General features: G+C 44.3%; 10 protein-coding genes. All 10 read left to right on the top strand.

All coding sequences use genetic code 11. The annotated features are described in order from the left end of the window. The first annotated feature begins 3 nt into the window (after nucleotides 1-3). Nucleotides 4-1,374, top strand: a complete 1,371-nt coding sequence (locus sps_RS07290; RefSeq protein WP_218919636.1) for a phage tail sheath family protein — start codon at nucleotides 4-6, stop codon at nucleotides 1,372-1,374. A gap of 76 nt (nucleotides 1,375-1,450) precedes the next feature. Then, entirely contained in the window at nucleotides 1,451-2,614 is a 1,164-nt protein-coding gene (locus sps_RS07285; protein WP_169915703.1) for a phage tail sheath family protein, read from the top strand. Nucleotides 2,615-2,826: 212 nt separating this feature from the next. Further along, nucleotides 2,827-3,315 carry a phage tail protein gene (locus sps_RS07280; RefSeq protein ID WP_077755582.1) on the top strand — a complete coding sequence of 163 codons (489 nt, stop codon included), beginning with the start codon at nucleotides 2,827-2,829 and terminating at the stop codon, nucleotides 3,313-3,315. Then, a complete protein-coding gene (locus sps_RS28445; RefSeq protein ID WP_169915701.1) occupies nucleotides 3,312-3,473 on the top strand; it encodes a DUF5908 family protein in 162 nt (53 codons plus the stop codon). The genes sps_RS07280 and sps_RS28445 overlap by 4 nt, the downstream gene beginning before the upstream one ends. Further along, the gene (locus sps_RS07275; RefSeq protein WP_077751931.1) at nucleotides 3,461-3,964 is read left to right on the top strand and encodes a CIS tube protein; all 504 of its coding nucleotides are present in this window, start codon (nucleotides 3,461-3,463) and stop codon (nucleotides 3,962-3,964) included. Before sps_RS28445 ends, sps_RS07275 begins: the two co-directional genes overlap by 13 nt. Before the next feature lie 129 nt (nucleotides 3,965-4,093). Beyond that, a complete protein-coding gene (locus sps_RS07270) occupies nucleotides 4,094-6,244 on the top strand; it encodes a CIS tube protein (RefSeq protein WP_077751930.1) in 2,151 nt (716 codons plus the stop codon). A gap of 12 nt (nucleotides 6,245-6,256) precedes the next feature. Beyond that, on the top strand, nucleotides 6,257-6,664 hold the full coding sequence (locus sps_RS07265; protein ID WP_077751929.1) for a GPW/gp25 family protein: 408 nt from the start codon (nucleotides 6,257-6,259) through the stop codon (nucleotides 6,662-6,664). After that, nucleotides 6,661-7,107 (top strand): hypothetical protein, encoded by a 447-nt coding sequence (locus tag sps_RS07260; RefSeq protein WP_077751928.1) that lies wholly within the window; start codon nucleotides 6,661-6,663, stop codon nucleotides 7,105-7,107. Before sps_RS07265 ends, sps_RS07260 begins: the two co-directional genes overlap by 4 nt. A 98-nt stretch (nucleotides 7,108-7,205) precedes the next feature. Continuing rightward, a complete protein-coding gene (locus sps_RS07255; RefSeq protein ID WP_077751927.1) occupies nucleotides 7,206-9,704 on the top strand; it encodes a discoidin domain-containing protein in 2,499 nt (832 codons plus the stop codon). Between the two features lie 18 nt (nucleotides 9,705-9,722). Then, complete coding sequence (locus sps_RS07250; RefSeq protein WP_077751926.1) at nucleotides 9,723-12,485, top strand: hypothetical protein; 2,763 nt, start codon at nucleotides 9,723-9,725, stop codon at nucleotides 12,483-12,485. Nucleotides 12,486-12,793 lie beyond the last annotated feature (308 nt).

Genomic DNA, 12,793 nt, shown 5'->3' with positions numbered 1-12,793 from the left:
AACATGACAACAACAACAACTTACCCAGGTGTTTATATTGAAGAGCAAAACCGCCTGAGCCTGTCTGTATCACACAGTAACACCGCGATACCAGCTTTTGCCGTTAAGACGGGAGCTGCAATTGGCTTTGGTAGCGATAAGGCTAAACGTCTTGATAGCTATATGGATTATCAAAAAATCAACATAGACCCTGATGCAGATGTGAATATTAGCGCAGGGTCAACAAGTGCTATGTTGAGTCTGAAAGCGCTGGGGCTGAATGTAAGCCAGCCGTTTTTGTGTGGTTTATCCGTGAGTGCTGACCTGACTGCCGAATTTTTTATGAACGGCGAACCGGTGCCTCGTGCATCGCACGAGACTCTTGTGACTGCGGATAGCGTTCAGTATAGTGTTGTTTCAAATTTAAATAATCCTGCGGATCACGTGGTGGTGTTTTCACAAGACGGTCTACCTCTACAGGTTACACATAAAGTACATGTTTATCCTGCATCGATTACAGACGTTGATAACTGCATGCGCGTCTATTTTAACAACGGCGGCGGTACTTGTTACTTGATCCCTGTAGACTCGTTACTAACTGAAGTGCCAAAGCATGATGACATCACCTTGTTGGTGCAAGCAGGTGTCGAGACTTCTGATTTCTCAGATGCTGTTAATACTCTTACGGGACTCGGTAGCAACCTGTTTGCGATTTATGATGGTCCTAATGAAGCAGCTGAATTGACGATTGGAACCTCTGTTTCAGGTTATGGCGGCTCAGCGTATACCGCAGTGTATTATCCTTGGTTACAAGCGGATTGGACCGTTGACGATATTCCGCCGAGCGCGGCTATCGCCGGTGCATATTGTAAAAATGACAATACTGTCGGGGTATGGAAAGCACCAGCTAATATGACCTTAGCCGGTGTGACGCCTAAGTATAAAGTCACAGATACGCTACAAGGCGCTTTTACCCAAGGGGATGGCAGGGCACTGAATATGATCCGTCAATTCAATAATGGACCTACCACCATTTGGGGCGCACGTACTCGTGATGATTCTGACCAATGGCGTTATGTGCCGGTACGTCGTCTATTCAGCAGCGCCGAGAAAGACATCAAGGACGCAATGAAAGTGGCAATGTTTGAGCCTAATAGCCAACCGACCTGGGAAGCTGTGCGCGCTTCTGTCACCAGCTATCTGACCAAGTTATGGAAAAATGGTGCATTGATGGGCACTAAGCCAGAAGAGGCATTCTTTGTTCAGGTGGGCAAAGGTATCACCATGGACATGGATGACATCAAGCAAGGTAAGATGATCGTTAAAGTAGGTATGGCGGCGGTCCGCCCTGCTGAGTTCATTATCCTGCAATTTACTCAGGATGTTGCTCAGTAAGTTTGAATGTAAATACGAGGCTGGCTGAGCCGGCCTCGTATTTACTCCCTCAGTTGTGAATAACAGGAGGTATAATGTGCTAAATCAACAGCCAGGAGTGAGCATTAATCACTCAAGCATCATTTCGCGAGAAGCTCCACAAACCGCTGTGCCGCTATTTATTGGCTATACAGAGAGTGATGATCATCAAGACCTAGTGGAAATCACCTCGTTTGAGGACTTTAGGATCAGGTTTTTTAACGATCTGTTACCGACGGAGCAATATTCTAAATTTTACTATTCAATCAAACATTATTTTGACAATGGTGGCCAAAGTGGTTTTGTTTTCTCACTCGGAAGCGAAGTAAAGGGTGGCTGGTTAGCTATCCAAGATAAGTTCACGCCGTTAATCGCTAAAGTTGAAGCGGAGGACAGCATTAGCTTATTGGCCTTTCCTGATATTATCAAACTGGAAACGCTTGCGGATCACCTGTTAGCCTGGAAGCACTTGCTTGCTGTATGTCAGGTACGCTCAGGCTTGTTCGCTATCTTAGATACGCCTGATACGCCCATCATTGCACAGAAAGAGTTATTGAACGCAGAGATACCCGGCGATAATTATGGTGCTGCCTATTGGCCACATCTGGAAACACATTACCCAGATACTTATGCAGCTGCTAATCCAGGTACTGAAGCGACGAATATTGTCGTGCCGCCCTCGGCCGCGGTTATAGCGGCGATTCAAAAAGTCGACCAAGGTAAAGGCCTGTGGTGCGCACCAGCCAATGTGACACTGGCACAGGTGAATAACCCTACTCGGTCTCATTACGGTTTTATTGATCAACCCTGTGAAATTGCGGTGAACCTCATTCGTGATTTTCCCGGACGAGGCACTAAAATTTGGGGGTGCCGCACTTTATCCAAGTCAACACAACTCGTCTCACGGTATGTGCAAACTCGACGTTTGCTCTCTTATTGCGAGCAACAGCTGGGTCTTTTGGGTCAACAGTTTGTGTATGAACCTAATAATGAGCTGACCTGGTATAAGTTGAAAGGGCTGGTCAATAACTGGTTATATGAGCTTTGGTATCAAGGAGCATTAGCCGGAGATATTGAGGATGATGCATTTCAAATTTCTCTGGGGTTAGGAGAGACGATGACTCAAGAGGATATCTTAGCTGGGCGTATGCTTATGACGATTAAGTTATCCCCCTTAGCGCCCGCAGAATTTATTGAATTTAGCTTGGTATTCGCCCAATGAGTTTGCTTATCAAGGTTGCGATGTTGCGTTAAGTACTTAGCCAAATTAAATATTGAGAGATTGCTCGCTGAGTAACATCTTTTGTATTTCACCTGTAGAGGTTTCAAGTGTCATTTATACCCTCATTTAATAATCCAGTGACAGATACGATAAACTCTGTCAACGATATTGCTTTTTCTCCCTCGGTATCTCACCGATTTGCGACCTGTTTCATGTTTGGAGAGTTACCCATTCCAGCTATTCCTGGTATTCCAAGGACATCTAGAAGAATGGGCCCAGCAATATCAGTAAAATATCCATGCATCCCAAGTCCAGTCGACATATCCTTCCAGAAGATATCCGGGCTTAGTCGTACGCTAAAAACCACCTCGATAAATGAAGGTGGCGAAAATATGCGCAATTATCATTTGGCCGGTAAAATCGAACATGGCTCTTTGGTGTTGGAGCGAGGGGTGATGACCCCAACTCCCTTGACTTTACAATTTGAGCGTCAGTTTTGTGGTGAATATCCATCATATTTGAATGTAATAATTATGCTGCTTGATAATAGTAATGTTCCAGTGACAAGCTGGTTCATCAACAATGCGTTGCCCGTGAGCTGGCAGTCAGGGGATTTGGATGCAAATTCTAATGCAATCTTAATCAACCGTTTAGAATTGCGTTACCAAAATATGCGCATGATGCCGGGGATAAAGGCATGACGATTGAGATCAGGGAGTTAGTGATCCAGGCTCGTGTTACTGATGTGTCTCCAGTAAAAAGTGTTACCCAAATTAAGCAGGACGAGCAACGTTGGCAGAATATGATCCGTAAGCTGATTAAAGAAGAGATGAGGAGCGGCAACAGATGCAGACTTTAGCTAAGCTGACAATTCAAGGGTATACAGACCAAGAGCGACGAAAGCCGTGGGTTACCAGCATCGAAGCTATGTATAATCCAGACTCGTTATCTTTGTCTTATTATACAGAGTATCATACGAATAAAGTGTTTAATCAGCAAGATAAGATTAACAAATACAGCAGTACTGGCCCCAGTGACCTTAGTTTGGTTTTGATATTTGATGCCAGAATGCCGGGTAATACTATCCCTCTGGGTGAGCGGCTTAGGCAACTGAAATCGCTATGCTCACCTGACGACGAGACAGGTGAACCGCTCTATCTATCCGTCAGTTGGGGTAAGCTTTCCATGGGGGAGGGAGATCTCCGCGATTACAGGGGCAGGGTAAAAGGTTGTACTGTCATATTCACTTCTTTTGACCGAGACGGCAGCCCTTTGAGGGCTGAGGTACACCTGGCTCTGGTCGAAGACACTAGCCTTACTTTGCAACAAGCTCAAGGGCGTCATCTGTGATCGGTTACGCCAAGATCACCTCCCCCTCCATAATCAATTATCCACTCCTGTGTTCGTATAAAAATCTGTCGCTGGCACAGAATGATAAATAAGATGGGTGGACGGCTGCTAAATCACAGAGGTTAAATAATGTTAGGCCAAAATAAAATGCTCTCGAAACTTAAACTTACCGCGTACAGTGAGCAGGAGCGGCAGTTGAAAGATTATGTGGATGAACTCCCTGTTATGTTCAACCCCGATACCCTGACTCTTTCCCACCATAATATATATCACACCGATGATTTTTGCAGTGAGTCTAAGTCTAATACTTTTCATCAGTCAGCTGGTGAGCTGAAGGTAATCATGATTTGTGATGCTAAGATGCCAGGCAATAAAAATTCAGTTGCAGATCAAATTAAGCAAATAAGGTCTTTGTGCTATGGTAAAAAATCAGGCGCACCTAACTATTTATCAGTGAGTTGGGGCAGGCTATTCATGGACATGGGGGCATCATATTGTTGTAGAGTTCAAACATTTTTAGTCAATTATACAGATTTAGACCGAGATGGCACACCTTTGAGGGCTGAGGTTACACTGACACTGATTGAAGACCCTAAATATAAGAAAAGTGAAGACATTAAAGGAGGCGTACAGCCGTCAGTCATGCAAGGCACAGATAAGTCTCAGAGTAACGCTCCGAATTCTATCAAGGTGTATGTTGCAGGAAAACAGTTGCAAAAACATAAGCTGATGCGCATGACAAGTAAGCTGCAAGTCAACGGGGTCCCTAGTGCAGAATTACAGCTGTCAATACCAGGGGGCTGGCAAGGTCGATCTGAAGAGGCCGCTGAGGTTGCGGAGTGTAAAACAGGTGTGAAAGTTGAAGTTAAAGCTGAAAACGATGAATTGTTGTTTAAAGGCATCATTACTAGCTATTCTTTAGCGATCAGCAAGGGCGATAGGGTATTAAGCCTCACAGTACATCATACCTTGAGCCGTGTAGACAACCTAAGCCATTCTCAGGTCTTTTTTAAACACAATGATCAACAGATTATCTCGAAATTGTGTCGCGGCCCGGTCAAGTATGCAAAGAAAATAAAGACACAAATGCGTCGAGTGACTCATGAACAAAAAGTGCAATTTCGTTGCAGTGACTGGCATTTTATCCGCAGTTGCCTAGATACAAATGGTGCCTGGCTGGTTGCTCACCCAGATAAGGTTGAGATTATTGCCCCTGAGCTTAAGTCTGAACCCGACCATAGGTTGTTTGCCGACAAAGATGGGGTTGGAGTGCAAAGTGGCACTTGGACATTCACCGCTTTAGATCAACCTAAGGGGCTAGACATTTCCTCATGGGATATTAAAAAACAAAAGATGCAGCCTCAAAAAGCCGCAGCTTCGCCGCTGGGTAGCCAAGCGTTAGAGGTCAGCGGAAAACGGGCATTAAATAAGAAAAGTTGGTCGAGCCATTTCAGTACGCCTAAAGATAGCCGTGAAATAAAAGCGTGGGCTGACAGTAAGCTCGTTAATTTTTACTTGGCGCAGGCACAAGGTGAATTCGAGCTAGCGGGAACAACACAGTATAGGCCAGGGCAAAGTATTGCTTTTTTCGGTTTTGGTGACGAGCTTGATGGTACCGCTATCATTACCTCGGTGGTGCATAACGTTATGCCATCGGAGTGGACTACAACTATCACCATAGGTAGCCTTGGCCTTGCCGAACCGTTAACCCCGTTACCGTCAATCAGTGGTATGCATATGGCGACGGTGGCTAAATATAAAAAAGATGATCCGCTAGGCTTGGATCGAATACGCGTGCATCTCCACGCACTCGGCCCTGATCAACAGCAAAACCAGCTCTGGGCCCGGTTTGCCATGCCTTATGCCAGCAAACAAGCTGGCCTGTATTGTTACCCTGAGCCGGGAGACGAAGTCGTGCTCAATTTTATTGAAAGTGACCCATGCTACCCGGTTATTATAGGTGCGTTGCACAATCCGCAAAATCCCGCAGCAATAAAACCTGCAGAACACACCGAAAAAGGCTGGAAAATTAAATCAGGAGAGGACGAATTAAGTATGTTGCTTAATTCACAACAACAAACGCTTGCGTTTACGTCAGGCTCGCAAACTATCGAGCTGGATCAGGCGAATAAAGCAGTGACAATTAAGAGTACCGACTCTGTTGTCATTAACAGTGACGGTACAACAAATATCACCGGAACGAAGTCTGTTGGCATTAATAGTGACGGTAGTGACGGTACAATCACTGTTAAAGGTCCCACAATTAATTTGACGGAATAAGCAGAGGCAAGTATGGATAATAATTTAACCCTTGGTTGGGCTTTCCCACCAGAATTTACACTAGATAAAGGCGTAACAATGACAGCTTCACTTGAAGAGGATGTCAATCAAAGTTTGTCTATCCTATTTCAGACGCTATCGGGTGAGCGGGTGATGTTTGATACTTATGGCAGCGACTTGCACTCACGCCTGTTTGCCAACATTGACAGCGTACTCATCTCTGATATGGAAGCTATGATTTACGAGTCGGTGCTACGATATGAACGCCGTGTAGAGATCATCGATATTAGCGTTCAACCTGACAGTGGCTCAGCCTCAAAGCTGAATGTCTTGTTACAGTACCGGCTCAGTAACAGCGAGTTGGTGCATCAATGGCAAGCTTCTATGGACATGTTTGATGGTCAAGGGTTACTGGAATGAGCGGGAATGTCATCGTCAGTGGGGATGACGTTGTGTATAACAAAGCATCGTTTAGTGGCATAACACTAATAGGAGAAACAAATATTTCTATTAGTGGGAAGGGGCACGCAAGCATCAACAACAAACAGGTGTGTGTGTTAGGCGATGAAGCATCAGCTATCCTAGATGTTGGCTATAATCGCGGACTTTTTCTGGCGGGGCAAGGCACACTCAGCATCAAAAAACTAAAAGATGATCAACAAGCGAGTGAAGACATGCCTGATGTAGACAGTGCTGGTATCTTGATCCTAGCAGGACAGGAGTTTGAAGCCGAGTTTACGATAACAACGCCGGGTACCTATATAGATAGCACGGGAAAACATGAAGACGAAGGGGCTGAAAAAATCTCTGGAAGTGGAACATTTACGCCCACAGAAACTTGGGTAACCGTAGCTGTAAGCTAAGGACTTTAAAGCCCGCCACGCTCATTACTCACCTTACTTTTATTTATCCCCTACGCATCCAGCTTTGTGATGCGTCAGTTAATCATGGATACTTTTTTATGGTAAATACCAGCGATCTAGCCAGTATCGACGACGATACAAGCTTTCAACTCGATAACCGCACAGTGAAAGACAAGCTGCAGTATATTTATGACTATGCGGCGAATATTCCATTTGATAACACTATTATTTCAGTGCCTAGAGCAGATATTGATATTAATGTCAGTGGTACATATTGGGCAAATTCAATAGAAAGTATGTTCGATGATACTACGGCGGATTGGGCTTCGGACAACTCATTTAACCCCTATGTAGAATTCAATTTTAAAGCACCTATTAAACAACAGATAAATATTACATTCAGATCTGATACCGACTACTTAACTGATATCAAAATCACGTTAAAGGACAAACAGGGGGAAACTCTTGAAGTATTTGAAATAGATGATGGCATAACCCAATATGAGGTTGATATAAGTAACATTGATTTAGTGGCAAAAGTGAGAATAGAGAGAATCCTTTCTAAATACTCATATTTGTGCGTGGAGGACATCAATTTTGTCACTTACAAGACGACTTGGGCCGATGTGTATTTTAAAGACCAAACTGTCGATAAACTGGCTGAACTCTACTCAAATCCCTCGCTCTCGAAAGGGGACCTAGCCCCGCAGCAAGCATTCTTATTTGCCTTGATGAAAATGCTGGAAACCCCACAAGCCTTGATGAATCGCTTTCCTGCAAGACATCGTGATTTGTATTATCGTGATTTTCTCGGGCTAACAGCGCGAGAAGCTGAGCCATCACAGGTTGCTGTGTCGGTGTTATTAGAGGAGGAGCAAGCCTCAGCAGTCATGGTAGCGAAAGGCAGTGTGCTACTCGCGGGGCAAGATGACAATGGCACCGACATAGAGTATTGCCTGGAACAAGATGTGTTAGCGAATAAAAATCACTTCAGTGCGCTATATGTGAGTGATAATGACATTAATGACATGAGTACTATAGCTGCGAATTCGAATGCGAATGCGAATGGGAAATTCGATGAAGATGACGAAGCTATAAAAGTATGGCCAACCGATGGTATCGAGCTGGATAAAAGATACATTTATATCGGTTTCAAAGACCTTAGCCTGGGAGATACACTCGCGCTGTTTTTAGATTTAAATACTCCCGATAAAAGAAGTGTACAGTGGAGTTATCTTGACGTTAATCGCTCTTGGCAATCTCTGGATTCATCTTTAGTTGATAACACCAGCGGCTTGTCACAAAGTGGCACATGGTCTGCGATATTGCCAATGGATGCTATAAATAACGGCAGGAAATGGATAAGGGGTGACAACAGCGTTGGGTTGGAAAGCTGTGTTGTGTCTAGTACATGGGATAATGATTATGTTAAAGATCGTGCTATCGATGGCGATATAGACACTTGTTGGCATTCTGGCAGCGTAGACACAACTCCCTCTATAGAAGTTACGTTAGAGGGGCCTAGTGACCTTAATCTGCTAACTGTTTATTTCAGAAATATAACCAGGCCTGGGCGTCACATTGATCAAGCTAAACTCATATTGATGGACGAAGATGGACGTGTAATTTGCACTGAGATAATTAATGATCCAGAGGGCAGTACTGAAAAGTCTGTTACGTTCACATGGCCTGAAGTAAAAAATAGAGTAAAAACTATACGCCTAGAAAGAAATTTGGCTTGGTTGGATGATGGGGATAAGTATCTCGCCGTTGCTGGTTTTCAGATGGTGAATGTAAAGGGGATAACTTTAAACGGCATCTTGACCAACGCCTCTACAGCGGTGTTATCGAATGCTAACCAATTGACAGATACGGTAACGAGTCAAGTATTAGCGCCTGAAAGTATCGCAGCGCTGCAGACGGATATTGAAGGTGTTTCAGAAGTCGTGCAGCCATGGCAATCATGGGGAGGCAAGGCGGCAGAATCAACCGCAGAATTTAACTCTAGAGTCGCCAATCAGCTGTCGCATCGTAATCGTGCAGTTTCTTGCGCAGATATAATCACATTAGCCAAAGACAAGTTTGCATATCTGTATGATGTGGTCCTTGGTACTCAGACAGACAAAATACAAAAATACGTGCTGGTGCCTAAGGCGGTCAATAATGAAGTCGGTACACTTAATGAACCAGCACTAGGCCAACAGAAGTTGAGTGAGGTGCAGAGCGATTTAACCACACGCGGCTCTGAATGGGCAAATATCCTTGTGGCTAACCCTGAATACATAATTGTGTCACTAGTGTGCACTGTCGACTTCAAGCCTGATGTTAATCCTGTTTATGCTAAAGCCCAGTTAACAAAATCACTGCTGCAACATTATATGCCCTGGGCGTCAAAGCAAGAGCTAGGACCTCGGGTTGGCAACCAGTTTGATTATTATGATGTTTTAGCATGTATACAGTGCCACCCATTGGTCGATGATGTCACTGCACTGACTTTGGCTAAACCGACCAAGTCATCAGATACAGAATCCATATTAGCAGAGAGTGGGCAGGTGTTGGTGTTTGCTGCTGACTATATCGACATCACCATTTCTTGATTAATTTAGAGGTAAGACATGGACAATAACGATACTACACTCCCTGAAACAAGTGTTGAGAGTTTCTGGGGACGGGCATTACAATCATTAGAGCACTTTTCTGGCCAAATCTGGTCTGATAAAGCTGAGCATGATCCAGGTATCACCTTACTCGAGGGGGTGACGGACAGAGTGACCGAGCTAGCAAGGCGACAAGCACTTCCGCTCAAAGATCTCCTCATCCCCCAGCCCATAGATAATGTGGCCAAGCTAGCGGTTTTTCCTGATAGCTTCGGGCCTCAACTGGGGCTGACTTGTGGCCCTGTCACTATGGACGATTTTCGTAAAGTGCTACTGGATCTGCACTGTAACGATGACGACCTTAACCTGCAAAACGGTGGGGATAAATTTAAGCAGGCGTTCTTTTTGTTTGCCGATGTTTATATTGCAAAAGAATCGCAGTCGGACCGCTATAAATATTACTATGATACAGATAGTCACGAATTTACATTTGAAGAGGAGGTTGGCTCTGCCGATGGAAGTAATGATAGAGAATTATTAGGTAACTATAGCCTGTACTTAGTTCCTGGCGAGGAATTGCAGCAGAATTATACTCTTCTTAACACTGCTAAACGTCTGCTCCCAGCATATCTATCGAAGATAGAAAATATAGGTGAAAAATTCACTGATATTAACTGGCTCGGTGTTTCAGAGAAAGACTTGATACTCGAGATTGAAGTTGAAGGCAATATTAGCGCAACTGATCTGGATTCCTGCGCCAAGATTTATGCTGAGGTTTATCGAACCATCAAAGATTTTGCTTGCTCACCTATCGAGCGTTATTCGACGCAAGATCTTAACATGCAAGGTTTAGCCAATGAGGACATATTTAATGGCCCATTTTTAAGGCACGGTTGGCTTCCTGAATTGATACCTGCTAGGAATTACACCCAAGCAGTCACATTTAAATACAGCCAATTACTTGCTAAGCTACAGGCGATATCTGGCGTCAGCAAGATTATTACTGGCCCTACAGACCTGACCGTTGAAGTAGATCCAAACATGTACCTGTCTTTTGGTCATACAGTTGACAGTATTCTTGCTAATGTCAGCCTAAAAACAAAGAGTCAGGATGAATTATCGAAAGACTTTGGTAATATAGCAGCTTGGATCCCCCCAAAAAAACTGATTGATAATAGCGATATAGTCAGCTTTGTGGGGCAGTATAACAATGTGGCTGAGTATGGGTCTGTGACCGAGGTGGTCCCCGCTTGTTATAACTTGTTGCAGCCCGTGACTCCTAAAGATTCTCCAACAAAACTGCATCAGTTCTTATTGCCAATCGAGCAAGTGCTTGCCAATGAGTACCAGCAATTGGAACAGATCCCCCGGCTGTTGTCGTTTGACCAAACGGCGCTGGGCAAGAGTATTAACTTGGAGGATACACAGTGGCCCTTTAATGACGGCAGTGTATCGGATACGGTTCATGAAGGGTATAAACGGGGACTTAACTCTTTCCGTAAAGCTCACAGTGAAGACTACGGGCAAACACTGGCGAGTTTACAATATCTGACTGGTTATTTTAATGAGACGGTCGGTCAAAATGTGTTTTCAAAATTGCGAGAGGATTATATCAAAAGCCAGCGCGAGCAGTTGGCACATTTACCCTATGATCAATATCACAGGGCTGGCTACGACAACATCACTCAACGCATTGCTGGCAAAATTGGGATTGACTCTGGGTTGATTCGTGTTGTCGAGACGCGGCGAGCAATGCCACTCTCTCCTAGTGTAACTAGTTTTGACCTGGCTAGTGTGACTGCTAGGGAAGTCGACGGGGATAAAGAACGTCTTAAACTATCCTTGAATAACTCGAATAATCAGTATCGAGCCGGGATGTTAGTGACACTGAAGTTCCTGACAGCTCCTAACAAACGACTTGGGGAAGGAGAAAATTATTTCCCGATTGAGTGCTTGCTGGTTGACCAAGTTACACCTGAGGCTATCTTTATCAAGATAGCCTCAACCCCTTTAGTTAACCACTTGGAAGATATTGTTGCGGAGGGCACGGAAGTCAACATTATCGCCTCGGACCGCTTTATTGCGGATATAGCCTTTAATATTATGGCCGTTGTCGATGATACTTTCCGTGAGAATGGACAAAAGTTTACGCTTAAGCCTTTTCCGGTGCTTGCCAAAGAGGGTAACATCCTTGTAGTAGCTCAAGATACGGTGACAGCAGATACACGGGATGTGGCTGGAGAAAAATATACTATCGAAAGCATAGATAGATATAACCACACAGTGACATTGAAAAACTCCGCCGGGGATCTCATAACAGATGGTACGGTCATCAAGGACTCCTATTTCTGGTATCTAGATTCAGATGATCCGATAGATCGATTTTCCTTTATGCTGAGTATTGTCCTTAATAAACAGGCTTTAGCTAAGCCTGAACAGTGGTTAGAGGTTGAACAGTGGATCAAAGACATTCTGCGCTCCGACTTACCACATCATTGTCAGGCCTTGCTCCAGTGGATGGATCAAGACGATTTCGATTCCTTCTCTCAGCAACTAGATCCTTGGGTAGACGATGGCTGCAAGATGGGAGTTGATTCTTATACCGTGCTTAATTTCCTGACCCTGGGCCGTAAGCCGTCGAATCTGCATGGGATCGGCTATTCATTTATTGTGAATGAGGAGCAGCTCAACGACCTGGCAACAATTGATGATGCGACTCGTCAAAATTACATCTACGAACGCGCTATTTTCCAGGTCAACCCAGAGGAAGCAGTACCTTAGACAAAATAAGTATCAGTGACATATTCAAACTTACTGCCCTGTATGGGGATGAATCTCTATGCAGGCTTATTCACTCAATTTTAAAAGAGTAAATGTGAACAATGATACAAGTAAGCAACCTAAGCAAGATAGGGGTATTATCCCATGCAACTTAGCTCAAAGCTTCAAAACTGGTATGGTGCCGAAAGCAGAAGACTTCAATAATTTAATTATCCTAGCTGGGCAGGTTCGGACGGCTGAAAATGTCTAAAGGCCTCAGCCTTATCGCTGATAAAGGCTCAGGGCCTCATCGTACAGCTACACTGTCC

This window comes from Shewanella psychrophila, from assembly GCF_002005305.1.
GTDB classification, from domain to species: Bacteria; Pseudomonadota; Gammaproteobacteria; order Enterobacterales; family Shewanellaceae; genus Shewanella; species Shewanella psychrophila.
Note: the sequence above shows the minus strand (reverse complement) of the source record. Positions and strands in the feature narration are given on the sequence as shown.

What these genes read in the sequence shown, in the direction of transcription:
- sps_RS07270 (WP_077751930.1), top strand. Translation starts at nt 4,094, where the DNA reads ATGTTAGGCCAAAATAAAATGCTCTCGAAACTTAAACTTACCGCGTAC.
- sps_RS07265 (WP_077751929.1), top strand. Translation starts at nt 6,257, where the DNA reads ATGGATAATAATTTAACCCTTGGTTGGGCTTTCCCACCAGAATTTACA.
- sps_RS07275 (WP_077751931.1), top strand. Translation starts at nt 3,461, where the DNA reads ATGCAGACTTTAGCTAAGCTGACAATTCAAGGGTATACAGACCAAGAG.
- sps_RS07260 (WP_077751928.1), top strand. Translation starts at nt 6,661, where the DNA reads ATGAGCGGGAATGTCATCGTCAGTGGGGATGACGTTGTGTATAACAAA.
- sps_RS28445 (WP_169915701.1), top strand. Translation starts at nt 3,312, where the DNA reads ATGACGATTGAGATCAGGGAGTTAGTGATCCAGGCTCGTGTTACTGAT.
- sps_RS07250 (WP_077751926.1), top strand. Translation starts at nt 9,723, where the DNA reads ATGGACAATAACGATACTACACTCCCTGAAACAAGTGTTGAGAGTTTC.
- sps_RS07280 (WP_077755582.1), top strand. Translation starts at nt 2,827, where the DNA reads ATGTTTGGAGAGTTACCCATTCCAGCTATTCCTGGTATTCCAAGGACA.
- sps_RS07290 (WP_218919636.1), top strand. Translation starts at nt 4, where the DNA reads ATGACAACAACAACAACTTACCCAGGTGTTTATATTGAAGAGCAAAAC.
- sps_RS07255 (WP_077751927.1), top strand. Translation starts at nt 7,206, where the DNA reads ATGGTAAATACCAGCGATCTAGCCAGTATCGACGACGATACAAGCTTT.